This window comes from Streptomyces sp. NPDC054841, from assembly GCF_053611045.1.
Genome location: NZ_JBSGZO010000095.1, coordinates 1 through 23,043, shown reverse-complemented (window position 1 = coordinate 23,043; position 23,043 = coordinate 1). Strand labels below are relative to the sequence as shown.

Genomic DNA, 23,043 nt, shown 5'->3' with positions numbered 1-23,043 from the left:
CGGCGGCCCTTCGTACACGGAGCGCGTACGGACCAGGTCAGTGGACGTTGCCCATGAGCGCCTGGACCTTCTTGCGGTACATCCAGATCGCCACACCCGCGACAGCGGCGAGCAGGGCCTGCAGGCCGATGATGCCCGTACCGTTCAGGTCGACACCGGCGAGCGAGAGAAGACCCGTGGTGCAGTCGCCCGCGGTGACGGCCAGGAACCACACACCCAGCATCCGGCTCGAGTACTTCTGCGGAGCCATCTTCGTGGTCACCGACAGACCCACCGGGGACAGGCACAGCTCGGCGATCGTCTGGATCATGTAGATCGAGACGAGCCACATCGGGCTGACCTTGGAGCCGTCGCCCGCCATGCCCATCGGCACGATGAAGACGAAGAACGAGGCGCCGACGAGGACCAGGGCCATCGCGAACTTCACGATGGTGTTGGGCTCCCTGTTGCGGCGCGCCAGCGCCAGCCACATCCAGGCGAAGACCGGGGCCAGCGCCATGATGAACAGCGGGTTCAGCGACTGGAACCAGGTGGCCGGGAAGGCCATGCCGAACAGGTTGTCGGCGGTCTTGCTGTCGGCGAAGAGCGAGAGGGTCGAGCCACCCTGGTCGTAGATCATCCAGAAGACGGCCGCGGCGACGAAGAACCAGATGTAGCCGGAGACCTTGGACTGCTCGACCTTGTCCAGATCCTTGTCGCGCTTGATGCGGACCAGCACGGCGACCGGGATGAGCAGACCGGCGAGGGTGATCGGGACCAGCGCCCAGTTCAGGGTGTACATGCCGGCGGCGACGACGACGCCGTAGAAGGCGGCGACGAGCGCGGTGCCGAGGACGACCTTGGTGAGGACGGCCTTGCGCTCCTGAGCGGTGAGCGGGTTCGGGACGACGCTGCTCTTCGGGCTCAGGTTGCGGGTGCCGATCAGGAACTGGGCCAGGCCCAGCGCCATGCCGACCGCGGCGAGCAGGAAGCCGAGGTGCCAGTTGTGCTTCTCACCGACGGTGCCGATGACCAGCGGCGCGGCGAAGGCACCGAGGTTGATGCCGATGTAGAAGATCGTGAAGCCACCGTCACGGCGCGGGTCGTCAGGACCGTCGTAGAGGTGGCCCACCATCGTGGAGATGTTGGCCTTCAGCAGACCGGATCCGGCCGCGACGAGCGCGAGACCGACGAAGAACATCGCCTGACCGGGGACGGCGAGCGAGAGGTGGCCCGCCATGATGACGAAGCCCGCGATGGTGACGGTCTTGCGGGCGCCCCAGACGCGGTCGCCGAACCAGCCGCCCGGCATGGCCATGAGGTAGACCATCGAGACATAGACGGAGTAGATGGCCGTGGCAGTGACCGCGGTCATCGCAAGGCCGCCGCCCTGGCTGCCCGTCGCGGCGTCGGCGCCGCCCGAGACCAGGTACAGAACCAGAAGGGCACGCATGCCGTAGTAGGAGAAGCGCTCCCACATCTCGGTCATGAAGAGGGTGGCCAGGCCGCGGGGGTGGCCGAAGAAGGTCTTGTCGGAGCCGGCGGGGCTGGTGGCCGAGTCCTTCGTCAGGCTGGACGCCATGTCGATCCTTGCTGCTCGGGACGCGCCCGCGTTGTGAGCGGGTGCTCGCGCCCGGTGGGGGGCGGCCGGCGCCGGCGGGGAAGGTCCCGCCCCACGCCCGAGGGGCCCGTCGTTCGTTGGTGTACGAAGACGAGGGACACATCCGCACCGGGATCCACGCCCCCGCGCGCGGCGACGCGCGAGAGGCCCGGCCCACAGGTCATTCACTGTCGGCACCGGCTGATGGCCGGCCCCGGACAGAAAAGAGACCCTTGGTGCAAAAAGCAGCCAAAGGTCCCCGAGTAGTGCTAAAGGCGTCTCGCCACCATACGACACGACAGTGGGGCATATGAAAGGGCTTGAGACAGGGATCACAGGCCCACGTGGAACCGTCTGCCCAGTTTCGAAGGTGGATAACAGGATCTCATCCCAGACCGGCAGGGCTTGTGGATCATGCCTCGGCGTGTCCGCGCCGCGGACTACCATCACCCCATGACCCGTGTACTGCTCGCCGAGGACGACGCATCCATCTCCGAGCCGCTGGCGCGTGCCCTGCGCCGGGAGGGGTACGAGGTCGAGGTCCGCGAGGACGGTCCGACCGCGCTCGACGCCGGGCTCCAGGGCGGCATCGACCTGGTGGTGCTGGACCTCGGGCTGCCCGGGATGGACGGCCTGGAAGTGGCTCGGCGGCTCCGTGCCGACGGGCACAGCGTGCCGATCCTCGTGCTGACTGCCCGGGCCGACGAGGTGGACACGGTGGTCGGCCTGGACGCCGGCGCCGACGACTATGTGACCAAGCCGTTCCGGCTCGCCGAGCTGCTGGCCCGGGTCCGGGCGCTGCTCCGGCGCGGCGCCACGGAGCCGGCCGCGGCGCCCGCGACCCATGGCGTGCGGATCGACGTCGAATCGCACCGCGCCTGGATGGGCGACGAGGAGCTGCAGCTCACGGCGAAGGAGTTCGACCTGCTGCGCGTCCTGGTGCGGGACGCGGGCCGGGTCGTCACCCGCGACCAGCTGATGCGCGAGGTGTGGGACACCACGTGGTGGTCGTCCACCAAGACACTGGACATGCACATCTCCTGGCTCCGCAAGAAGCTGGGCGACGACGCGGCGAACCCGCGCTACATCGCAACCGTCCGAGGCGTCGGCTTCCGCTTCGAGAAGAGCTGAGCAGCAAGGATTGCGGGGGCCCCGCCCCCACATCCCCGCGAAACCCGCCCGGAGGGCACCGTGCGCCGCCGACTCATCAACTCCACCCTGGCCGTGGTGCTCGTCGTCATCGCCGTCTTCGGCGTCTCCCTCGTCATCGTCGAGACACGCACCATCAGCAGCAGCGCCCAGGAGAGCGTGGACTCGGAGGCGCTGCGGCTGGTCAGCGTCATCGAGGCCAAGGTGCTCGAGCACGAGAAGGTCGACGACGGGGTGCTCGCCGATCAGATCGGGCACGACCGGTACGCGGTGATCCGTATTCCGGGGAGGTCGCCGGTCGAGATCGGGCAGCAGCCCTCCGGAAGCGTGATCCGGGGCACCGCCACCGGTGAGCAGGGAGAGTCGGTCACCGTCGAGGAGTCCCGCTCCATCGTCACCCGCGAAGTCGGCCGCACATTGATGATCATCGGCGCCGTCGCACTGCTCGCCGTCGTCGCCGCCGTACTCCTGGCCGTGCGACAGGCCAACAAACTCGCGTCACCGCTGACCGACCTCGCGGAGACCGCGGAGCGGCTCGGCTCCGGTGACCCCCGCCCCCGGCACAAGCGGTACGGCGTCCCCGAGCTCGACCGGGTCGCCGACGTCCTGGACTCCAGTGCCGAACGGATCGCGCGCATGCTCACCGCCGAGCGCCGGCTCGCCGCGGACGCCTCCCACCAGCTCCGTACGCCGCTGACCGCGCTGTCCATGCGGCTCGAGGAGATCTCCGCGACCGACGACCCGGACACGGTCAAGGAGGAGGCGATCATCGCGCTGACCCAGGTGGAGCGGCTCACCGACGTCGTCCAGCGGCTGCTCACGAATTCCCGCGACCCGCGCACCGGATCGGCCGTCGCCTTCGACCTCGGCGAGGTCGTCAAGCAGCAGATCGAGGAGTGGGGCCCCGCGTACCGCAGCGCGGGCCGGGCGATCGTCTGCTCGGGCAAACAGGGCCTGCGGGCCGTGGGCACACCGGGAGCCGTCGCCCAGGTACTGGCGGCGCTGATCGAGAACTCGCTGATGCACGGCGGCGGGACCGTCGCCCTGCGCACCCGGGTCACCGGCAACCAGGCCGTCGTCGAGGTGACCGACGAGGGCCCCGGCGTACCGGCCGACCTCGGAGCCCGGATCTTCGAGCGGACCATCAGCGGACGCAACTCGACGGGGATCGGGCTGGCCGTCGCCCGTGATCTGGCGGAGGCGGACGGCGGGCGGCTGGAGCTGCTGCAGCAGCAGCCTCCGGTGTTCGCCCTGTTCCTGAGCCGGGAGGCGCGGCGGCTCAAGGAGCCGGAACGCACGATCCGCTGACGAGAGCCGGAACGCGCGATCAGCTGACGCGGAAGCCCGCCGCCCGGGACCGGCTCCCGGCCACGGGGCGCGTCAGCTGCGGACCCGGTGGGGCTGCTCCTGCTCCGCCGCGCGCTGCTCCAGGAACGATTCCGCCGTCTGCACGGCCTCGCGGGCGGGCAGTGCCCGGAACACCCACGTGCGGTACGACCAGAAGCGGAACAGCGTCGCGACGCCGATCCCGAAGAACTTGAAGAAGTTGCTCTGCAGCTGGCTGTCCCAGTCGAAGCCGTACGTCGCCGTGTACAGCACACCGTTCTCGATCACCGCTCCGGCCGCGCTGAACAGCAGGAACAGCGTCAGCTCCTTGGTGCGGCCGCCCTTGTCGCGATCCCGGTACGTGAAGTAGCGGAAGCCCACGTAGTTGAAGAGGATCGCTATGAACGTCGCCAGCAGGCTGGCCCGCACCACCGGAATGTCGGTGGTCTGTCGCACCAGGTTGAAGACCGCCATATTGACGAGCAGCCCCATGGCGCCGACAGCGCCGAACTTGGCGACCTCGCGCGCGAGCCGGTTCAGTCGCCCACGCAGGGCGCCCCGTTCGCTCATGGTGATCGTTCAGCCCCGTCCGGTCGGCAGATTCGACGATGCGGAGAGCATCGCGTCGGAGAACATCGCGTTGGAAACATCAACCCGACCATGCTAACCAGCACCCCCCCGAGTTGCCTGTGGACAACTGCAGGGGTGTCGCGGAGCTGTGGCATCGTACGAAAGCGCACACCGGACTGGGCCGTACGGAGCTCCGGATACCCTGAGAGGGTGACGTTCCCGGTAGTCGGCATGGTCGGCGGCGGTCAGCTCGCCCGTATGACCCACGAGGCGGGTATCCCCCTCGGCCTCAAGTTCAAGCTCCTCAGTGACACCCCTCAGGACTCCGCGGCCCAGGTGGTGAGCGATGTCGTCATCGGCGACTATCGCGACCTGGACACGCTGCGTGAGTTCGCGCGCGGCTGTGATGTGATCACCTTCGATCATGAGCATGTCCCGTTCGAGCACCTGCGGGCCCTGGAGGCGGACGGCATCGCCGTCCGGCCGGGGCCCGACGCCTTGGTGCACGCCCAGAACAAGGGCGTGATGCGCGCGAAGCTCATGGAGATCGGGGTGCCCTGCCCCCGGCATCGCATCGTGGCGGACCCCGCCGATGTGACGGCGTTCGCCCAGGAGGTGGGGGGCTTCCCCGTCATCCTCAAAACGGTGCAGGGCGGCTACGACGGCAAGGGCGTCTGGTTCGTCCGTACGGAAGACGATGCCGAGGCCCCCTTCAGAGCCGGTGTGCCCGTGCTCGCCGAGGAGAAGGTCGACTTCCGCCGTGAGCTGGCGGCGAACATCGTCCGCTCCCCGCACGGCCAGGCCGTCGCCTACCCCGTCGTGGAGTCCCGGCAGGTCGACGGAGTCTGCGACACGGTGATCGCCCCCGCGCCCGATCTGGACGGGGAGCTGGCCGGCCAGGCCCAGCAGCTCGCCCTGCGCATCGCGAAGGAGCTCGATGTCGTCGGCCATCTGGCGGTCGAGCTGTTCGAGACCACCGACGGGCGAATCCTCGTCAACGAACTCGCGATGCGCCCGCACAACTCCGGCCACTGGACCCAGGACGGGGCCGTGACCTCCCAGTTCGCCAACCACGTCCGGGCCGTACTGGACCTGCCGCTCGGCGATCCGCGCCCGCGCGCGAAGTGGACCGTCATGTGCAATGTGCTGGGCGGCGACTATCCCGACATGTATTCGGCCTATCTGCACTGCATGGCACGGGATCCGCAGCTCAAGATTCATATGTATGGCAAGGACGTGAAGCCCGGCCGCAAGGTGGGGCATGTCAACACCTACGGCGACGACCTCGACGACGTGCTGGAGCGCGCCCGTCACGCCGCCGGCTACTTGAGAGGAACAATCGTCGAGTGAACAGCATGAGCCGCCCTGTCGTAGGCATTGTCATGGGGTCCGACTCCGACTGGCCGGTCATGGAGGCCGCGGCACAGGCCCTCGACGAGTTCGAGATCGCGTACGAGGTCGATGTCGTCTCCGCGCACCGCATGCCGCACGAGATGATCGCGTACGGCGAGGAAGCCGCCGCGCGCGGTCTGAAGGCGATCATCGCGGGCGCGGGCGGCGCGGCGCATCTGCCGGGCATGCTCGCCTCGGTCACCCCGCTGCCGGTGATCGGCGTTCCGGTGCCGCTGAAGTACCTCGACGGCATGGACTCGCTGCTGTCGATCGTGCAGATGCCGGCGGGCGTGCCGGTGGCGACGGTGTCGGTGGGCGGCGCGCGCAACGCGGGTCTGCTGGCGGCCCGGATCCTCGCGACCCAGGACCCGGACCTGCTGGCCCGGATGCGGGAGTTCCAGCAGGAGCTCAACGACCAGGCGACCGAGAAGGGCAAGCGGCTGCGCGCCAAGGTCGAGGGCTCCCCGGCCTTCGGCTTCGGCAAGTAGGGCGGTGGCTGTGGACTTCCTCGCCGAGGCCCGTTCCCTTCTCGAGTCCTTTCCGGTCGCCGACGGTCACAACGACCTTCCGTGGGCGCTGCGCGAGCGGGTCCGCTACGACCTGGACCGGCTCGACATCGCGAGCGACCTGACCGGCAGCCTGCACACCGACATCCCCCGGCTGAGGGCCGGCGGGGTCGGGGCGCAGTTCTGGTCCGTGTACGTACGCAGCGACATGAGCGGCGACGAGGCGGTCAGCGCCACGCTGGAGCAGATCGACGTCGTCGGCCAGCTGCTCGCCCGCTACCCGGCGGACCTGGCGCGGGCCAGGACCGCGGACGACATGGAGGCGGCGCGCAAGGAGGGCCGTATCGCCTCCCTGATGGGAGCGGAGGGCGGCCACTCCATCAACAACTCGCTCGCCACGCTGCGCGCGCTGCACGCGCTGGGCGTCCGCTACATGACGCTGACGCACAACGACAACAACGACTGGGCGGACTCGGCGACCGACGAGCCCGGCGTGGGCGGACTGTCGCCGTTCGGCCACGAGGTCGTCCGCGAGATGAACCGCACCGGCATGCTGGTCGACCTCTCGCACGTCGCCGCGACGACGATGCAGGACGCGCTGGACACGTCGGTGGCGCCGGTGATCTTCTCCCACTCGTCGGCGCGGGCGATCTGCGACCACCCGCGCAACATCCCGGACGACGTGCTGGAGCGTCTCCCGGCGAACGGGGGCGTGGCGATGGCCACGTTCGTCCCCAAGTTCATCCTGCCGGAGGCGGTGGCCTGGACCCGGTCGGCCGACGAGAACATGCGGGCGCACGGGCTGCACCACCTGGACACCACCCCGGGGGCGATGGAGATCCACCGCGCCTTCGAGGCGGCGCATCCGCGCCCGGTCGCCACGGCCTCGACGGTCGCCGACCACCTCGACCACATGCGCGAGGCCGCCGGCATCGACCACATCGGTATCGGCGGCGACTACGACGGCACGGCCTTCGTCCCCGCCGGCCTGGAGGACGTCGCGGGCTACCCCAACCTGATCGCTGAGCTGCTGCGCCGCGGCTGGTCGCCGGCCGACCTGGCGAAGCTGACGTGGCAGAACGCGGTACGGGTGCTGCGCGACGCGGAGTCGGTGGCCGCGGACCTCCAGTCGACACGCGCCCCCTCGAACGCGACGCTCCAGTCCGCCTGACCCCCGACCACGGCGGCACCGGGCGCCTCCCGGGCCTGTCCGGCGCGCGAGGGCGCCGGGCACGTTCTCGGTCCGTCCGGCGCGCGAGGCTGCCGGGCACGTTCTCGGCCTCTCCGGCGCGCGAGGGTGCCGGGTGCCTTCTCCAGCCTGTCCGGCGTTTGAGGACGGACACTCCGGCTGCCGGGGCGGTGCCGGGTGCCTTCTCAGCCTGTCCGGCGTTTGAGGACGGACACTCCGGCTGCTGCGGCGGTACCGGGTGCCTTCTCCAGCCCGTCCGGCGTTTGAGGACGGACACCCCGGGCGCCCGGACGGGCGCGGCGCGCTACCGCACCGCACCGCATCGCAGAACCGCGGCGCGCTACCGCCCCCGCCGCGCCCGGTACGCCCGCATCTTCGCGCGGGCGCCGCACACCGACATCGCGCACCACCGGCTGCGACCGGCCGGACTCCGGTCGTAGTAAGCCCAGTGGCAGTCCTCGGCCTCGCACGCCTTCAGCCGCAGCCACGTCCCGTCGACCGTCGCCGCCGCGATCGCCGCCGCGACCCGTGACACGAGTGCGGACGGATCCGCGGGCCGCAGCGCCGCCGCGCCCGCGTCGTCCACGGAGACGAGCAGCGGCGCGCCCGCCAGGATCCGGCCCAGCGCGCCCACCGGGCGACCGGGAACGGAGTGCCCGGCGTGCGCAAGGCACGCGGCCCGCAGCGCCTCCCGCAACTCCCGCGCCGCGGCGACGTCCGTCGCGGCGAGCCCGAAGACGGCCCGGCCCTCCTCCGTGTCGAGGGCGTCGGCGCCGGTGTCGACGCGCAGCGTGTTGACCAGGGACTCGATGAGCGCGAGCCCTCCGGGTGCGGGCGCCCTGTCATTCATGGTTGCGACGTTACCTCCCGTACGCCACCATGAGGTAACTCGTTACCTGTTAACCGCAGGCACTGGTAACCCCGCAGTCATGCGAAAGGAAGAACCATGGCCATCGCCACATTGGGTACTGTCGTCCTGGACTGCGCCGACCCGCGCGCACTCGCCGCCTTCTACGCCGAGCTCCTGGGCGCGCGAGTGGAGTCCGACGGCGACGACTGGTTCGACCTCAAGGGGTACGAGGGCACGCCGCTGGCCTTCCAGGCCGCCCCCGGCCACGTACCGCCGCAGTGGCCCGCGTCCGACGCCTCACAGCAGTTCCACCTCGACCTGACCGTCGAGGACCTGGACGCGGCGGAGGCTCAGGTGCTGGCCCTGGGCGCGAAGCCGCTCGACACGGGGAACCGCTCACGCAGCTGGCGGGTCTACGCCGACCCGGCCGGCCACCCGTTCTGTCTCTGCGCCTGCTGACGCTCGCGGAAGTACGACACGCACGACACGTGCACGTACGGCACGCACGACACGTACGGCACTTACGTCACACGACCCGTACGAGATGTCAGGCGCGGGGCCGGCCCATCGCCCGGTACGTCCAGCCCGCCCCGCGCCACTTCGCACCGTCCAGCGCGTTCCGCCCGTCCAGCACGATCCGGCGGGCCGCCACCGCACCCAGCGCCGCCGGGTCCAGCTCGCGGAACTCGCGCCACTCCGTCAGGTGCAGCACCACGTCCGCGCCGCGCACCGCCTCCAGCGCGCTCTCCGCGTACCCGAGCGTCGGGAAGAGGCGGCGCGCGTTCTCCATGCCCTTCGGGTCGTAGACCGTGACCTGGCCACCCTGGAGATGGATCTGCCCGGCGACGTTCAGCGCCGGCGAGTCCCGTACGTCGTCCGAGTCCGGCTTGAAGGTGGCACCGAGCACCGCGACCCGCGTCCCCAGGAAGGAATCGCCGCCCACCGCCTCACGCGCCAGCTCCACCATGTGCCCGCGGCGCCGCATGTTGATCGAGTCGACCTCGCGCAGGAACGTCAGCGCCTGGTCCGCGCCCAGCTCACCCGCGCGCGCCATGAACGCCCGGATGTCCTTCGGCAGACAGCCGCCGCCGAAGCCGATACCGGCCCGCAGGAACTTCGCACCGATCCGGTCGTCGTGGCCGATCGCCTCCGCGAGCTTCGCCACATCGCCGCCGGCCGCCTCGCACACCTCCGCCATGGCGTTGATGAACGAGATCTTCGTCGCCAGGAACGAATTCGCGGAGGTCTTCACCAGCTCCGCCGTCGGGAAGTCCGTCACGACGAACGGCGAGCCCTCGCCGATGGGCGTCGCGTACACCTCGCGCAGCACCTTCTCCGCGTGCTCGCTCGCCACACCCGCCACGATCCGGTCCGGGTGCAGCGTGTCCTGGACGGCGAAGCCCTCGCGCAGGAACTCCGGGTTCCAAGCCAGCTCCACACCCTCCGGTGCCCGCTCGGCGAGCACCCCGGCCAGCCGGTCGGCCGACCCCACCGGCACGGTCGACTTGCCGACGACGAGCGCCCCGCCCTTCACGCGCGGCGCGAGCGAGTCGAATGCGGCGTCGACGTACGACATGTCACACGCGTACTCGCCGTGCCTCTGCGGGGTGTTCACGCACACGAAGTGCACATCGCCGCCGAATGCCTCGAGCTCGTCCCACGACGTCGTGAAACGCAGCCGCCCGCTCGACCCCGCGATCCCGGCCACATGCTTCGAGAGCAGTTCCTCGAGTCCCGGCTCGTACATCGGGACCCGGCCGGAGGCCAGCAGCTCGATCTTCTCCGGGACGACATCGAGACCGAGGACCTCGAAGCCCAGCTCCGCCATGGCCGCTGCGTGCGTGGCACCGAGATATCCGGTGCCGATCACGGTGATCTTGAGGGCCATGTAGATGCTCCTGAGAGGGACGGAGGTAGTGCGCGCCCGAGCATAACCGGGCAGGGACGAGGGCATTTTTCCGCTGTCAGCAAGCTCACGTATGCCAGGTCGGGGCAGGGCCACTAAAATTTGGGTTACTTAACGGTAGTTAGCGTTCTTGGGGAGTGAGAGACCTTGGCAGGATCGGCCGATTTCGATCTGTACCGCCCGTCCGAAGAGCACGACATGCTCCGTGAATCGGTCCGCTCCCTCGCCGAGGCGAAGATCGCGCCGTTCGCCGCCGCGGTCGACGAGGAGGCCCGCTTCCCGCAGGAGGCCCTCGACGCCCTGGTCGCCTCCGACGTGCACGCGGTGCACGTGCCGGAGGAGTACGGCGGCGCGGGTGCCGACGCACTCGCCACCGTGATCGTGATCGAGGAGGTCGCCCGCGTCTGCGCCTCGTCCTCCCTGATCCCCGCCGTGAACAAGCTGGGTTCGCTGCCGGTGATCCTCTCCGGCTCCGAGGAACTGAAGAAGAAGTACCTGGGCCCGCTCGCCAAGGGCGACGCGATGTTCTCGTACTGCCTCTCCGAGCCGGACGCGGGTTCCGACGCCGCCGGTATGAAGACCAGGGCCGTCCGCGACGGCGACTTCTGGGTCCTCAACGGTGTGAAGCGCTGGATCACCAACGCCGGCGTCTCCGAGTACTACACGGTGATGGCCGTCACCGACCCCACCAAGCGCTCCAAGGGCATCTCGGCCTTCGTCGTCGAGAAGGGCGACGAGGGCGTCTCCTTCGGCGCCCCGGAGAAGAAGCTCGGCATCAAGGGCTCCCCGACCCGCGAGGTCTACCTCGACAACGTCCGTATCCCCGCCGACCGCATGATCGGCGCGGAGGGCACCGGCTTCGCCACCGCCATGAAGACCCTTGACCACACCCGCATCACCATCGCGGCCCAGGCCCTCGGCATCGCGCAGGGCGCCCTCGACTACGCCAAGGGCTACGTCCAGGAGCGCAAGCAGTTCGGCAAGCCGATCGCCGACTTCCAGGGTGTCCAGTTCATGCTCGCCGACATGGCGATGAAGCTGGAGGCCGCCCGCCAGCTCACCTACTCCGCGGCCGCCAAGTCCGAGCGCCTCGACGGCGACCTGACCTTCTTCGGCGCCGCGGCCAAGTGCTTCGCCTCGGACGTCGCCATGGAGATCACCACGGACGCGGTGCAGCTCCTCGGCGGCTACGGCTACACGCGCGACTACCCGGTCGAGCGCATGATGCGCGACGCCAAGATCACGCAGATTTATGAAGGTACGAATCAGGTTCAGCGGATCGTCATGGCAAGGAACCTTCCCTAGCAGGGTCTTTGCAGGTCAGTAGCCCTGTAGCCCACCCAGAGAAGCTAGCTCGGGTTCCGGTCCGTTCCAGCGCGTTCCGGGGCGATCCCGGGCGTCATGCTGGGGAAATCCTGGGCTGACGCTGGGACTGAAACCGCCTCTGAACTGCACAAACACCACGGCCCCCGGCTTCACGCCGGGGGCCGTTGCTATGGCCTCGCTCAGGCCACCTCTGTTCGCTCTGTGGGGTCGTCCGCGCCTGGGGTCAGCATTGTGGCGATGGCTGCCCGCCCGCGCTGCTCGGCTCCCTCAAAGATGTAGTGGTAGTGCTCCCGGAGCACGTCAGTGCTGCTGTGCCCCATCCAGTCGGCTACGTCGTTCTCAGGGACGCCCGCGTACAGCAGACGCGACCCGTAGTAGTGCCGCATGGAGTGCGGCTTGCAGTACGCCACCTCTCCCTTGGACAGGGCCACCATCCAGATCTGCCGATAGAAGTACGAGGCATACAGGTACCCGGTGCGGGTCACGTTGGGGAAGAGCAAGCGCTCCGGTCCCCACACGCCCTGGTTCTTGTTGTGTCTCCGCAGTTCGAAGGCCACATTGGGCGGCAGTGGAACGACACGCCCCGGCTCCTCTGCGTCGCGTGCCTTGATGTGGCGTCGCTGTAGTGCGCTGTTCTTGCCGGACTCGGACTCGCCATCCTCGGCGATCTGGAAATCGACGCGTAGTACCTCTGCCTTGAAGTCGATCTGATCGCGTGAGACGGCCATGGCCTCCCCAAGGCGGAGGCCGCAGCCCGCCATCAGCCAGAGCATGGCCCTGTACCGGGGCGGAGCCCCGTCGAGCATCGCCAGGACTTCCCGAGTCGTCAGCCGCCGGGCCGTGCTCTTGTGCTCGCGTATCTCCTTGGCACGGCTGCCAGCGTGCCTGATCTTCTTGCACGGGTTGCGGCCGATGATCTCGTTGACGACGGCCCAATCCATCATCCCGGAGAAGAACGAGAAGCGCTGACGGCGAGTACGGGCCGACAGCTTGCGGTCCTGCTCCATCCACAAGAGCCACTGCTCAACGTCCGCCACCTTCAGGGACACGATGGAACGGGCCTTGAAGAACGGCTCAATGGTCGTCGTCTGGATCGATCGGTACTGCTTCTTGGTGCTGTTCTCCAACTTCCTTTGATTCGTCCACTGCTGCCAGACGGCCGTCACCGGCTGCTTACCCAACCGGTCGTCCAGGTAGGTGCCAGCGTCGAGTTCTTGTTCCTTGCGCTTGCGGTGGTCGTCTGCGCGCTTCTTGGTCTCGAACGACTTCTGCCGCTGCTTGCCGTCAGGGTCGTACCAAAAGGCGGTCCACTTCTTCGGGTCGTCCTTCGATCTCGCTACCCAAGCCCTTGCCACTGGCGTGCCCGCCCCTTCTGATCCTGAGCCCCACCAGCGGGGCCCGATGCCAAGTCTGGGTATGACCACCCTGGGTTGTCAACACAGGGTGGACCACCCTGTGTGGTGCTATAGTGAGAGACATGGAAGCAGATGAGAGCGGGTTCGAGATCACTCAGCAGCAAGGAGGCTGGGTGGTCCGGATGTGGTGGCCGACTGGACCGGTAACCGGGGGACCGCAGCGCATGACCGTGGAGCCCGCCGACGACGCGACCCCTCGTGACGTGGTGCGGGGTATCTCTACGACCGTGCTCCGCAGGCTGGACATCGCGGCAGCCATGAACGTGGCCAAGGTGGCCCCGGAGGCTCAGCGGACGTTGGAGGACGTTGCGCGGAAACTCAAGGAGTCAGGAGAGGCGGCCGGTCAGCTCCTGGCCAATGAGGGCCTGTCGGAGCGGTACTTGGCGATGCTGGCGGTCACGTACACAGGCATGGCGGACAGCGGGGCCCCGGCCCCTGTTCCGTGGCTGGCTCGACTGATCGACCGCCGCCCCGAGACGGTCAAGGACCACTTGAAGAAAGCGCGTCGGGATGGGTTCCTTAGCACGCTGGCCGGAAAGGCCGGAGGCGAGCTGACCGAGAAGTCCAAGGCAATGCTGGACGCCATGGCGAGCGCGGACGGTTAGTAAGACTCTTCCCGAACTTCACATCCAACGACCCCCGAGGCGACTCGGGGGTTTTCCTTTCCCGGAGGGCAGATGACCAAGCTCATGACCGTAGATGACGTGGCCGCTTACCTGGCTAAGCCTCGCAGTTGGGTTTACGAGAACTGGAAGCAGTGTGGCATTCCATTTCGAAAGGTGGGGCAGGCGCTTCGGTGTCGACCTGTCGATCTGGAAACGTGGCTCGACCGTCAGAACTGAACAGCAGGCAGAACGACGACGCCCCCGAGGCAACCGGGGGCCTTTTTTGTTTCCCGAGAGGACTACGTGAACGGAACCATTCCGCCGTTGGATGACAGGTGCCGGGTCAAGCTGGAGGAAAAGGCAGACGCACTCCTGGAGGCCGCTGGCCCCGAAGTGTGGGGGAAGTGGCCGGGGTTCTGGCCACGCCAAGAGGAAGCGGAATTTGATCGAATAGCGGCGGCCCATGCCGGGATGGTTCCTTTGAGCTGGGTGCCCATCGTGGCTGCACTGCCCAGCTTCGACCCGGAGTCGAATCGTCGGAACCTGGAATCGCTCATGCAGAAACGCCCCGGCGTGGAGGGACCCGACGACTACAGCGAACTGCTCTCCCTACATGTCCAAGCGGAGGAAACCGGCGCGCAGTTCGGTTCGGGCTTCCTAGTGGAGCGTCGGAACTATCCCCCGAATTCTTGCCAGTGGACCGGGTGCCGTGAGCCTCTGTACGCCGCGCTGGCGCCACGGAAGGGGCGCCCCCGTAGGCACTGTCAGGCCCACCAGAAGGCTGCCAAGGCACGTACACGGCGCCTCAGGTACGCAGGCGTCCATGTCGGCAAGAACAGGAACCTGGTCTATGACTTCGACGGCCTGGAGGAGCAGGACCTGTCGGGCTACCGGGAGTTGTGGGGGCGGATCAACACCACAGGGACGTGACAGGGAGGAGGCCGCTTCCGGGCGGCCTCCTCTCTGTGTCGCATTAATTCAGAACAGTAGAGGGTCATTCCTCTGGGGCCATGCACACTCGGCGGTGTGCCTCTGGCACGGCCTACAGGCCGGGCAGTTCCTAAGTCGTTATGAGGCTCTGCGGATACCTCCCTGTGAGATGACACGTAGAGAGACACGCTCCCCTTGCTCACTCATGATTCATTCATGGGGGGTAAGGGGGGCAGTGTCTTCTCTTACGTTGTCCTCTTGTGAGGTAATAGGGCCGCCTTGAGAGCGGCCCTTCTACTTACTTCTACTTCTAGCTTCATTAGATCTTGAGGAGGTGTCGCCATGAGCGACGCAGAACCGATTTCAAAGACTCCAGAGTCTATGCCTGTCGATTCCATTCGGGCCGAGGTGCAGCGCGAGTACGCCGCCAAGCTCGCCCAGGCAGAACTCAAGGTCCAGGCTGCGCAGTCCGGTATCGAGCTCGGCCACGGCTTCACCGATTACCTGGACGCTTCCAAGCTTCTTGGAGAGGACGGCAACCCATCGGCGGAGGCTATTGGTGAGGCCCTGGCCCCGTTCACGGCGGCACAACAGCCGGAGTTCCCTCAGCTCACCGGAACCGGCCACTCCCACCGTGGCGGCCCTATCCCCCACCGTCGCGTTTCTCTCGACGTTCGTAACCGCTAACCAGGAGGACCCATATGACCTTTGCCTACCAGAACCCGGCCTCCCACACGTTTGTACCGGAAGTCTGGGATTCCGAACTCCTCGTTGCCTTCGACCCGTTGCTCGTCTGGGCTTCTCCGATCGTCGCCAACAACAAGTACGAGGGTGACATTCGAAAGCAGGGCGACGTTGTTCACATCAACTCGCTACTGCGACCCACAGTTGGTGACTACACCGTCGCCAATGGCATGACGGCACAGCGGCCGGAGACCGTTGACCAGAAGTTGCCGATCACCGAAGCGAAGTACCTGCAAGTGTTGGTAGAGGACGCGGAGAAGGTCCAGCTCGCCGGTGGCCTTGACTCCCCGATTAATCAGCAGATGATCCGGTCCCTTGCGCGCGAGGCTGACACCTTCATGGGCGGCATCATCGCCAACGGGGCCACGGCCCTTCCAAACATCAAGCCGACCGCTGGGAGCATCCCTCAGAGCCTTTACAGCGCAATCCTTGACATGATGTTGTCCCTCGACGACAACGACATTCCCACAGGCCGGTACGTCGTTGTCTCGTCGCGCGTGAAGCGGTACCTCATTGAGCACCCGGCCGTTGCGAACGCTGCGGCATACGGTGAGGGCGGTGTGACCGCCAACGGCGTTGTTGCTCGTCTGGCCGGGTTCACGGTTGCCTCCACTACTGCCATGCCGACCGGCGTGGACATCGTGGCCGGGCACAGCGAATTCGCCACCTATGCATCCCAGTTCACGGGGTTCCGTGAGGGGCAGAGTGAGAAGTACCGGGCCGACTACATCGACACCCTGCACCTGTTCGGCGGAAAGATCGTACGGTTCCCGGGGATGGACACCAAGAAGACCGACAACACCTTTGACGAGACCAAGCCCACGAAGGGAATCGTCAAGGCTGCGGTCGAGTGGCCTGCCTGACGTATCCGCGAACGGGGCCTCTGCCGAAATGGTGGAGGCCCCGTTCTTTTGTTTGTGAGCAAGGACCCGAGACGGTCTGTGTCACTCAGCGTCCACAACGGGCCGAGGCCGGCCCAAGTAGACAGTAATGGAAACCAACGGACCCGAACCATTTGGAGGTCAGTGATGCCCAAGTTCCGGAACCCCGATTCACCGCACAGCCGATACAAGGGTTTGGTCGAACTCCCCTGGGAGCACGGGCTACCGGTGCCAGACATGCCACCGGAGCGCGAATGGTCGGAGACTGAGGGCGAGCAGTGGCGGCAGTGGTGGAGCAGTCCTCAAGCTGCCATGTGGGATGAGTCGTTCGTGCCGAGTGTGGCCGTGATGCTGACCTACTACGGCAAGATCCTGGACGGCTCGGCCACACGGGACCACCTGACCGAGTACCGGCAGCTTGCCGGAGCCCTCGGACTAACGGCAGAGGGCATGAAGCGGCTGGGCTGGACCTTCCAGGGTGATGCGCAGTGAGCGCCCGTCGAGCGGCCAAGGCCGGTGCCGCAAGGGCTCATAGCGGAGTGCACCGCCCCGGCTTCGAATGCCCCTGGGCTGTACCTCAGTGCTCCGCCTGCGTGCGCGAGTCCGCAATCCACATTGCGTGGCAACTGACGGGCAAGAAACGACCTTGGGGCGACGGTTTGCGGCACATTCCCGAGCACTGCCATTCCTGCAAGAAAGGGTGATCGCATCACGCGTCTTGTGGCGGCTCACGGCCCTGGGGATTTGATTGGCAAACGCGATGGAAGGAAGGCGCCCCCGGCGGTCCCTATTTCTTTTCTATTACCCATTACCCCGCTATTCCATTCATCTCTATTATCGTTTAGTTATGCGTACGTTACCGTTTCGTGATAGGGGCCAGGCGGGATGTTGATCAGTTCGCATCACACGATGCGGCGGCTGTAAGAGCAACGCTCCGGCCACTCACTGAGACTTCCGACTGCCCGACCGAATCAAAGGATTCCCAGCGATGCGTAAGACGGTTCTAGTCCCCGTTCAGCACACCTTTTGCGATGCTCACATAGCGCGTGATGGCAGCGAGGTAGAAGCCGTAGAGACGCTGACCCTGGGACGGCACACCTGGGACCTCTGCCTTGAACACAACGTCACCTTCGGTCGGTACCTGGTGGACACACTTGGTGTGGGGCTGACGGACACTGACGAATCCGTTGATGAGGCGTTGCCTGTCGTTGCCCAGCCGGAGCCGGAGCCGGAGCCGGAGCCGGTGCCGGTGCCGGTGCCTGTAGCGGTGAGCGTGGAAGCGGCGGAGCCTGTCCCGTCCGTGATGCTGGCCGGTGAAGTACCGGGGTACGACTGGGACACGGCCCGTGAGGCTGTGCGGAACCTGGGATACGAAGTGGTCGGCCGTGCCGATGACTGCACGGTCCTGCTCATCCTGGGTGACGGTGGGGAGCGCAACGCAGCCAAGCTGACGGACGCGTCAGAGCGTGGCATCCCGTGCATGGACGTGCGCGAGCCCGGACGCTTCAAGGCGGCTGTTCGCGTGGGTGAGTTGACCGGAGGCGACCCGCTTCCCGAGCCTGCCAAGGTCGGTCCCAAGGCCATGTCTGAGCGTGAGCGCAACCGTGCCGTACGAGCCTGGGCACGGGAGAACGGCTACCCGGTGCCGACCAAGGGACGCATCCCCATGAGCGTGCGCCACGCGTACGAACTGACTCACCGGGACGGCTCCGAGGGAAAAGCGGCAGCGGCCTGAGTGCCGCGCCCACCATGCCGGGCGCTCAGTGCGTCCGGCACCCCCGGCCAGTGGCCACCCAACTAACCCTTCTTGAGATAGAGGCAGCATGAGCACCCCCGTTCTGTACGGTCCGATCGGTCGCGCAGTCCGCAAGATCGCCCCGTTCCTGGAAGCGGACGCGTTGGGGGTGTACGTGGCTGCCCTGTCGATGTGGTCGGCCGCTATCGGCGGAACGGTTCACGTTTCATCCCGTGGCAACGCCCGCCCCGTGCTCCTGTGGTCCGCCCTGGTGGCCGGAACGGGCAGGGGGAAGGGAACCGCGCTCCGGGCCGCGCTTCACGTCCTTGACAAGTCTCTGGGCCGCTTCCTCGCCACCCACACCACCTCCGGGATCACCTCCGGCGCGAGCATGGTCAATCACCTGTGGGAGCAGCAGGAAGCGACCACCGAAACCGAACGGGGCCGGGATGTCCGCGCTCTGGTGGTGGAGGAGGAGTGGACGGAGGTGTTGAAGCGGGTCAAGCGCGACCCCTCGTTCACTACCAAACTCCGTGCTGCCTGGGACGGCACAACTCTCCGCAACACCACGAAGGATGAGGCCCAGGAAGTACGCGACCCTGCCATGGTCCTCCACTCCCACATCACTCCGTCCGACTGGGCCAAGTACGTAGGTGAGTCGGAAGCGGCGGGAGGCTCGTACAACCGCATCCTGCCGTTCCTCCTCGGCTCCGTTCCGATGCTCGATGACGACCGCGTGAGCCTGCCCGATGTGGACGGCTGGGAGCTGTCCGATGCCTACGCCTGGGCCACCGCCCGACCCCGTGTGATCACGCTTGGGGAGGACGCCCGGCCACTGTGGCGGATCGTTCGCCGCTACGCCCGCATCCTGGGCGAGACCCTGCCCGAGGGACAGGCAGTGTTCATCGAACGGACCGCAGAGCAGACGCTCAGGGTCGCGGCCTGCCTGGCAGCCTCCGAGTGCTCCGAGACCATCACGGAAGAGATCCTGTCCGCTGCTTTCACGCTCGTACGCCGCTCCGTCCAGGACGCGGTACGGATCACCAAGGGGGCAGACGCTCCGAAGGTGAAGCGTCGGCCGCTCAGCCTCGCCGACAAGGTACGCGCCCGTATCGAACTCCACGGCGGTCGGGCCACGTCATCTCAGGTGCTCCCGTACGTGGGAGCAACTGCCAGTGAGGTCAAGGCACTTCCCGAAATCGTCGTCACCGTGGAACGGTCGGGGAAAACCGGCCGACCGGCCACCGTATTCACACTCGGCGGTGACGATTCCCGTCACGCAGTGGCGACCGTGGAGCCCGAGCCGGCGAAGCGGACAGTAATGGAAAGCAACGGAACCAAGGTCGTCCACCTGGACGCCTACCGACCGGAGCCGAAGGAGGCCCCGAAGCCGGAACCGGTGAAGCGGCCGGAATCCCTCGACACTTCCAACCCCTTCAACGCTCTGCTCTGAAGTCCTCGAACAAACCAAAGAACGCCCCTGCTGTGATCGGCAGGGGCGTTCGTTTGTTGGATCAGCGGCGGAGATCCCGGAACGCGTTCAGCGTCCGCAGTGCAGACATGAGCATCGGCCGGTTGCCGGGACAGTTCCGCTCAGTTGGCAGTGCCCACACTTCCCAGCACGACATGCAGCGCATCACTCCGGAGTGCTCCGGGTCGGACTCCGCGCTACCACCACACCGGGGGCACTGCTGCATGACGACTCCCTACGCCGTGACGTCGAACTCCCCCAGCTTGGCACCAGGAAGGAACTCCGCCCACTCCACGGCGGTGAACTCGACCGTCTGGCCGCTCACGGAGTTGCGGACCACCACCTTGCCGGGAACGTTGGTGGCAACCTCCACACAACGGGGGTCCTTGTTGTTGTACTGGCACGCGCTGGACGTGCGGAACTCGAACTCGGAAACTGCGGTCATGCGTAGTACCTCTCTCCATTGGAGTAGTGCACTGCACTTGCTGACCCGCCCCGGCGGCACTCAGGCTGTCCTAGGGCCGTGATCCACCGGGGCGGGCGTTTGGGTGCTTCGGCTGCCCTAGGCCCGAAGCGGTTGCCCTCACTGCCTAGGGCAGCACCCCAGTTAAGGGGCGGACCGGGGCGAGAGCCTGAGCCCGTCAGCTCAGACCGGGCACGTCTGCCCGTGCTCGAAGGCTTGTCCGGTCGGGGGCTGTCCGGCTGTCCGCCACGGGGGCAGCGGACGTGCCGGAGTCTTCTAAGCGCGCTTCACGGTGTCCGGTGGGACCAACCACTCAGGGCCCCCGGCTTCGGGCCACAGGAACGCCGTAGGGCGCTTGCGCCGTTCGTTCGGGAGCTCGGCAGGGTCCTCGTAGTCCCTGATCACATCCCGGAGAATGCCGACTCTCCCCGACGCGTCTGCAACCCGCTCGCCGATGTCCGCGCGCGTGACCATCAGTGCCCCTCGGGGTGCCGCGATCCCGGGAAGAGACGGAGCCGTCAATTCGCCGCGCTCCTCATGGCCGCTGCAACGCGCAGCGCTTCCGCCACCCGCTCGATGTGATCCGCCCGGACCATGCCCACGTGCACGTATGGGGTGCCGGAGTGGGTGACCATCGGCCGCAGATGCTCCCTGACGTTCTCTGGGACGCCGAGAGCCTCCAAAGCTTCCCGAAGCGCCTTGGTGGCGTCATCTGCTCGGGTACGGCTGTCTCGCCACGTCTGCATGTCCATCAGTGCGCCTCCGTGCGGTGCTGGCGCAGTTCCACATTGCGGTCAGAAACTCCGCTGTAGTCGCCCCTGGAGCGCGCGTTCTCCCTGGCGACCACTATGGACAGACAAGCAGAGCAGCCGGGCTTGGCAGAAGGCTCGGCCGGTAGCTCAGTCAGGTCGTATCCCTGCGGTTGCTGCGTCACCACGCGTGGCCTCCCTGGCTGATCCGCTCTCGATGCAACGACCGTAGGAGCGTGAACGAACCAACGGCCATGTGATTGCACGAGGTTGCACGGCAATCACCCCAGCGAGTCCATCGCAGCCGTAATCAGCGCGCGTGCGTTCGCTCCGTAGACGGCCAAGTCGGTCAGCTCGGCGAAGGTGTCGGCGTACATGGCTACCTCGCTGGGCTGCGTGATCGTGAGATAGCCAGAGACCAACTCGACATTGACCTGTGCCGTGTCGAAGATCCAGAACCCCTCAACTGGCATCCTGGAACGATCCGCCCGCATTGGCACCACACCCAAGCTGACGTTGGGCAGTGATCCGACCGTAAGCAGGTGGCCAAGCTGTCCGATCAGCACGTCTGTTCCGCCGATGCCGTTCCGCAAGACCGACTCCTCAACGAGGAAGGCAAACCGCCGATCTCCCTCGTACAACACGCGCTGGCGTTCCATGCGGACGGCCACGGCTTCGGCCACATCGTCCACCTCTACCCTGCGGCGCTGAACTGCGCGCAACACGGCCTCGGTGTAGCCGTGCGTCTGGATCAGACCCGGCACGAACCAGGACGAGTACGAGCGGAAACGGTGTGTGCGCTCGAACAGCGGCAAGCGGGCTTCCTGCGCCTGCTTGAGCCCGGCACGCTCCATGCGCCGCCAGCCAACCCACATACCCTCGGCTGTCCGAAGCGAGGCAGTCAGATCGGCGGTCTGGTCCTCGGCTCCGCACGCCCGGCACCAGGCTCGAATGTCGTCGGCGGACGGCGGCGTCCGGGCGTTCATGATCCGAGACGACTTGGACGGATGCCAGTCGCAACGATCGGCGATATCGCGCCCGGTCAGCCCAGCATCCCGGCAGAGCTCAGCGAGTCGATCTGCTAGCGCCTGCCGGGCCTGCTGGGCACTCGAAGACGGAGAGAGAGCCATGATTGCGATGGGTCAGCGGGGCCGGTACTCCTCGTGCGGAATCGCGCGTTGCCACACAGCCTCGAAGGCGTCGGCGCACAGCTTCACCCGCGCTGGATCGTCCGTGTACTCCCGGCCGTCCTCGTCCAACTGACCATTTCCGGTGAAGTGGTGAAAGAGCGCTTGTGCGCCGTCGAACACCCAGAAGTCCGTACCGGGCAGGGCAAGATCGGTTGCCTTCCGCCTCGGCAACCAACGAACCAACTCACCCGCTGCAACGTTGGTGAATGTGCAGTCGAACTCGTATCGGACGTAGTCGCTGATCGGCTCCGAGACGATGCGCGCACGCCGGACCACGACGCCACGGGCGACCGCATCGCGCACCGCGTCATGCCAGCCGCCCCACCACAAGGACCGGTCGGCGGGATCAAGCCGCTTGCCCTGCTTCCATGCGATGAACTCGGGGTCATCCAGCATGTAGCTATCGCGCAACTCAAGGTGAACCGCTGAGCGTTGCGCCATAGCCAGGGCGTTACGCGCTGGTGGTTGCACTTGCCGTCTCTCCGTTGTCGTCGTTCGGGCGGGGGATGTACTTCAGCATGACCGCTGGAAGCCTGATGATCGTCTCGTGGTCCGGGACATCCGTGGAGTGGCCGGGGATCGAACCAACCTCCTGGCACTCCTCCACTTCCTCTTCAGTCGCCTTGTACGACTGGATCAGAAGGTCTCCCGTCTCCTCGTGGAGCCAGATCGTCGGAGACTCGTCGGTCGGCGTGTTAGGGATGATCCCGAGGAACTTTAGGGTCACAGTCACTCCCGGTGTCGAGTGGGTTGCACCAGCGTGCACGACCCTCACCCTCCGGTATCAGCCCCGTCAAGGGGGCGGGTGCAGCGTGCGGAAGCGTGACGGTTCCGTCCCAGCATCGCCGCACGGCGGTCCGCGCGGTCTGACCTGGGACAGCTCTGATTGATCATGGGGAAATGCTGGGTGAGCCCTCCTCTGAAGGGCCGTTGGTGCAGGTCAGAGCTTTGGATGCCGTAAAGCACGCAGATCTACGAGGGTACGAACCAGGTCCAGCGCATCGTCATGGCCCGGAACCTTCCGTAACGCATCAGCAAGCCCCCCGGCACATCCGTGCCGGGGGGCT

Annotated in this window: 25 protein-coding genes; 15 read left to right on the top strand and 10 right to left on the bottom strand. The window is 66.8% G+C overall.

The features are described from left to right. Nucleotides 1–37 precede the first annotated feature (37 nt). A complete protein-coding gene (locus tag ACWGI8_RS15705) occupies nucleotides 38–1,561 on the bottom strand; it encodes a peptide MFS transporter (RefSeq protein WP_453661259.1) in 1,524 nt (507 codons plus the stop codon). 471 nt (nucleotides 1,562–2,032) lie between these two features. Between ACWGI8_RS15705 and ACWGI8_RS15700 the strand changes: the two genes are divergently transcribed. Then, nucleotides 2,033–2,710, top strand: a complete 678-nt coding sequence (locus ACWGI8_RS15700) for a response regulator transcription factor (RefSeq protein WP_453661258.1) — start codon at nucleotides 2,033–2,035, stop codon at nucleotides 2,708–2,710. A gap of 60 nt (nucleotides 2,711–2,770) precedes the next feature. After that, nucleotides 2,771–4,036: an ATP-binding protein gene (locus tag ACWGI8_RS15695; protein ID WP_453661256.1), complete on the top strand. Its 1,266-nt coding sequence runs from the start codon at nucleotides 2,771–2,773 to the stop codon at nucleotides 4,034–4,036. A 72-nt stretch (nucleotides 4,037–4,108) separates the two neighbouring features. On the opposite strand, the gene ACWGI8_RS15690 is transcribed toward ACWGI8_RS15695, so the two are convergent. After that, nucleotides 4,109–4,624, bottom strand: a complete 516-nt coding sequence (locus tag ACWGI8_RS15690; protein ID WP_453661255.1) for a GtrA family protein — start codon at nucleotides 4,622–4,624, stop codon at nucleotides 4,109–4,111. Nucleotides 4,625–4,834: 210 nt separating this feature from the next. Between ACWGI8_RS15690 and ACWGI8_RS15685 the strand changes: the two genes are divergently transcribed. From ACWGI8_RS15685 to ACWGI8_RS15675, 3 genes are read left to right on the top strand one after another with little or no spacing between them, the layout of a single operon-like run. Then, nucleotides 4,835–5,974, top strand: a complete 1,140-nt coding sequence (locus ACWGI8_RS15685; protein WP_453661254.1) for a 5-(carboxyamino)imidazole ribonucleotide synthase — start codon at nucleotides 4,835–4,837, stop codon at nucleotides 5,972–5,974. A gap of 5 nt (nucleotides 5,975–5,979) precedes the next feature. Continuing rightward, the gene (purE, locus tag ACWGI8_RS15680; protein WP_453661253.1) at nucleotides 5,980–6,504 is read left to right on the top strand and encodes a 5-(carboxyamino)imidazole ribonucleotide mutase; all 525 of its coding nucleotides are present in this window, start codon (nucleotides 5,980–5,982) and stop codon (nucleotides 6,502–6,504) included. Between the two features lie 10 nt (nucleotides 6,505–6,514). After that, a complete protein-coding gene (locus tag ACWGI8_RS15675; RefSeq protein ID WP_453661262.1) occupies nucleotides 6,515–7,693 on the top strand; it encodes a dipeptidase in 1,179 nt (392 codons plus the stop codon). A gap of 358 nt (nucleotides 7,694–8,051) precedes the next feature. On the opposite strand, the gene ACWGI8_RS15670 is transcribed toward ACWGI8_RS15675, so the two are convergent. After that, nucleotides 8,052–8,561: a CGNR zinc finger domain-containing protein gene (locus ACWGI8_RS15670; protein WP_453661252.1), complete on the bottom strand. Its 510-nt coding sequence runs from the start codon at nucleotides 8,559–8,561 to the stop codon at nucleotides 8,052–8,054. A gap of 96 nt (nucleotides 8,562–8,657) precedes the next feature. Between ACWGI8_RS15670 and ACWGI8_RS15665 the strand changes: the two genes are divergently transcribed. Beyond that, on the top strand, nucleotides 8,658–9,020 hold the full coding sequence (locus tag ACWGI8_RS15665) for a VOC family protein (protein ID WP_453661251.1): 363 nt from the start codon (nucleotides 8,658–8,660) through the stop codon (nucleotides 9,018–9,020). A gap of 88 nt (nucleotides 9,021–9,108) precedes the next feature. On the opposite strand, the gene ACWGI8_RS15660 is transcribed toward ACWGI8_RS15665, so the two are convergent. Continuing rightward, entirely contained in the window at nucleotides 9,109–10,449 is a 1,341-nt protein-coding gene (locus ACWGI8_RS15660) for a UDP-glucose dehydrogenase family protein (protein WP_453661249.1), read from the bottom strand. Nucleotides 10,450–10,614: 165 nt separating this feature from the next. On the opposite strand from ACWGI8_RS15660, the gene ACWGI8_RS15655 reads away from it, so the two are divergent. Then, nucleotides 10,615–11,772 carry an acyl-CoA dehydrogenase gene (locus ACWGI8_RS15655; protein ID WP_453661247.1) on the top strand — a complete coding sequence of 386 codons (1,158 nt, stop codon included), beginning with the start codon at nucleotides 10,615–10,617 and terminating at the stop codon, nucleotides 11,770–11,772. A gap of 200 nt (nucleotides 11,773–11,972) precedes the next feature. Here ACWGI8_RS15655 and ACWGI8_RS15650 read toward each other — a convergent pair whose 3' ends face one another. Then, nucleotides 11,973–13,148 (bottom strand): tyrosine-type recombinase/integrase, encoded by a 1,176-nt coding sequence (locus tag ACWGI8_RS15650; protein ID WP_453661245.1) that lies wholly within the window; start codon nucleotides 13,146–13,148, stop codon nucleotides 11,973–11,975. Nucleotides 13,149–13,270: 122 nt separating this feature from the next. Between ACWGI8_RS15650 and ACWGI8_RS15645 the strand changes: the two genes are divergently transcribed. The 8 genes from ACWGI8_RS15645 (at nucleotide 13,271) to ACWGI8_RS15610 (ending at nucleotide 19,556) form a co-directional block, all read left to right on the top strand. Further along, nucleotides 13,271–13,813 (top strand): hypothetical protein, encoded by a 543-nt coding sequence (locus tag ACWGI8_RS15645; protein WP_453661243.1) that lies wholly within the window; start codon nucleotides 13,271–13,273, stop codon nucleotides 13,811–13,813. Nucleotides 13,814–13,885: 72 nt separating this feature from the next. After that, the gene (locus tag ACWGI8_RS15640) at nucleotides 13,886–14,050 is read left to right on the top strand and encodes a helix-turn-helix domain-containing protein (protein ID WP_453661241.1); all 165 of its coding nucleotides are present in this window, start codon (nucleotides 13,886–13,888) and stop codon (nucleotides 14,048–14,050) included. Between the two features lie 66 nt (nucleotides 14,051–14,116). Continuing rightward, nucleotides 14,117–14,743 (top strand): hypothetical protein, encoded by a 627-nt coding sequence (locus ACWGI8_RS15635; protein WP_453661240.1) that lies wholly within the window; start codon nucleotides 14,117–14,119, stop codon nucleotides 14,741–14,743. 342 nt (nucleotides 14,744–15,085) lie between these two features. Beyond that, nucleotides 15,086–15,430: a hypothetical protein gene (locus tag ACWGI8_RS15630; RefSeq protein ID WP_453661239.1), complete on the top strand. Its 345-nt coding sequence runs from the start codon at nucleotides 15,086–15,088 to the stop codon at nucleotides 15,428–15,430. Between the two features lie 14 nt (nucleotides 15,431–15,444). Continuing rightward, a complete protein-coding gene (locus ACWGI8_RS15625) occupies nucleotides 15,445–16,350 on the top strand; it encodes a hypothetical protein (protein WP_453661237.1) in 906 nt (301 codons plus the stop codon). Between the two features lie 165 nt (nucleotides 16,351–16,515). Beyond that, on the top strand, nucleotides 16,516–16,860 hold the full coding sequence (locus ACWGI8_RS15620) for a hypothetical protein (RefSeq protein ID WP_453661235.1): 345 nt from the start codon (nucleotides 16,516–16,518) through the stop codon (nucleotides 16,858–16,860). 496 nt (nucleotides 16,861–17,356) lie between these two features. Next, on the top strand, nucleotides 17,357–18,103 hold the full coding sequence (locus tag ACWGI8_RS15615) for an Lsr2 family DNA-binding protein (protein ID WP_453661234.1): 747 nt from the start codon (nucleotides 17,357–17,359) through the stop codon (nucleotides 18,101–18,103). Nucleotides 18,104–18,191: 88 nt separating this feature from the next. After that, nucleotides 18,192–19,556, top strand: coding sequence for a DUF3987 domain-containing protein (locus ACWGI8_RS15610; protein ID WP_453661232.1), 1,365 nt, complete (start codon nucleotides 18,192–18,194; stop codon nucleotides 19,554–19,556). A gap of 253 nt (nucleotides 19,557–19,809) precedes the next feature. On the opposite strand, the gene ACWGI8_RS15605 is transcribed toward ACWGI8_RS15610, so the two are convergent. From ACWGI8_RS15605 to ACWGI8_RS15585, 5 genes are all read right to left on the bottom strand, one after another. Then, nucleotides 19,810–20,019 (bottom strand): DUF397 domain-containing protein, encoded by a 210-nt coding sequence (locus ACWGI8_RS15605; RefSeq protein ID WP_453661230.1) that lies wholly within the window; start codon nucleotides 20,017–20,019, stop codon nucleotides 19,810–19,812. Between the two features lie 536 nt (nucleotides 20,020–20,555). Next, nucleotides 20,556–20,789 (bottom strand): hypothetical protein, encoded by a 234-nt coding sequence (locus ACWGI8_RS15600; protein WP_453661228.1) that lies wholly within the window; start codon nucleotides 20,787–20,789, stop codon nucleotides 20,556–20,558. 278 nt (nucleotides 20,790–21,067) lie between these two features. After that, complete coding sequence (locus ACWGI8_RS15595) at nucleotides 21,068–21,916, bottom strand: helix-turn-helix domain-containing protein (protein ID WP_453661227.1); 849 nt, start codon at nucleotides 21,914–21,916, stop codon at nucleotides 21,068–21,070. Between the two features lie 12 nt (nucleotides 21,917–21,928). Beyond that, nucleotides 21,929–22,447, bottom strand: a complete 519-nt coding sequence (locus tag ACWGI8_RS15590) for a DUF6879 family protein (RefSeq protein ID WP_453661225.1) — start codon at nucleotides 22,445–22,447, stop codon at nucleotides 21,929–21,931. Next, nucleotides 22,428–22,703 (bottom strand): hypothetical protein, encoded by a 276-nt coding sequence (locus ACWGI8_RS15585; protein WP_453661260.1) that lies wholly within the window; start codon nucleotides 22,701–22,703, stop codon nucleotides 22,428–22,430. Before ACWGI8_RS15585 ends, ACWGI8_RS15590 begins: the two co-directional genes overlap by 20 nt. Nucleotides 22,704–23,043: the final 340 nt, after the last annotated feature.

Excerpts from the sequence above, each read along its gene's own strand:
- ACWGI8_RS15705 (WP_453661259.1), bottom strand. The coding sequence starts at position 1,561 with ATGGCGTCCAGCCTGACGAAGGACTCGGCCACCAGCCCCGCCGGCTCC.
- ACWGI8_RS15700 (WP_453661258.1), top strand. The coding sequence starts at position 2,033 with ATGACCCGTGTACTGCTCGCCGAGGACGACGCATCCATCTCCGAGCCG.
- ACWGI8_RS15690 (WP_453661255.1), bottom strand. The coding sequence starts at position 4,624 with ATGAGCGAACGGGGCGCCCTGCGTGGGCGACTGAACCGGCTCGCGCGC.
- purE (WP_453661253.1), top strand. The coding sequence starts at position 5,980 with ATGAGCCGCCCTGTCGTAGGCATTGTCATGGGGTCCGACTCCGACTGG.
- ACWGI8_RS15670 (WP_453661252.1), bottom strand. The coding sequence starts at position 8,561 with ATGAATGACAGGGCGCCCGCACCCGGAGGGCTCGCGCTCATCGAGTCC.
- ACWGI8_RS15665 (WP_453661251.1), top strand. The coding sequence starts at position 8,658 with ATGGCCATCGCCACATTGGGTACTGTCGTCCTGGACTGCGCCGACCCG.
- ACWGI8_RS15660 (WP_453661249.1), bottom strand. The coding sequence starts at position 10,449 with ATGGCCCTCAAGATCACCGTGATCGGCACCGGATATCTCGGTGCCACG.
- ACWGI8_RS15645 (WP_453661243.1), top strand. The coding sequence starts at position 13,271 with ATGGAAGCAGATGAGAGCGGGTTCGAGATCACTCAGCAGCAAGGAGGC.
- ACWGI8_RS15640 (WP_453661241.1), top strand. The coding sequence starts at position 13,886 with ATGACCAAGCTCATGACCGTAGATGACGTGGCCGCTTACCTGGCTAAG.
- ACWGI8_RS15630 (WP_453661239.1), top strand. The coding sequence starts at position 15,086 with ATGAGCGACGCAGAACCGATTTCAAAGACTCCAGAGTCTATGCCTGTC.
- ACWGI8_RS15625 (WP_453661237.1), top strand. The coding sequence starts at position 15,445 with ATGACCTTTGCCTACCAGAACCCGGCCTCCCACACGTTTGTACCGGAA.
- ACWGI8_RS15620 (WP_453661235.1), top strand. The coding sequence starts at position 16,516 with ATGCCCAAGTTCCGGAACCCCGATTCACCGCACAGCCGATACAAGGGT.
- ACWGI8_RS15615 (WP_453661234.1), top strand. The coding sequence starts at position 17,357 with ATGCGTAAGACGGTTCTAGTCCCCGTTCAGCACACCTTTTGCGATGCT.
- ACWGI8_RS15610 (WP_453661232.1), top strand. The coding sequence starts at position 18,192 with ATGAGCACCCCCGTTCTGTACGGTCCGATCGGTCGCGCAGTCCGCAAG.
- ACWGI8_RS15605 (WP_453661230.1), bottom strand. The coding sequence starts at position 20,019 with ATGACCGCAGTTTCCGAGTTCGAGTTCCGCACGTCCAGCGCGTGCCAG.
- ACWGI8_RS15600 (WP_453661228.1), bottom strand. The coding sequence starts at position 20,789 with ATGGACATGCAGACGTGGCGAGACAGCCGTACCCGAGCAGATGACGCC.
- ACWGI8_RS15595 (WP_453661227.1), bottom strand. The coding sequence starts at position 21,916 with ATGGCTCTCTCTCCGTCTTCGAGTGCCCAGCAGGCCCGGCAGGCGCTA.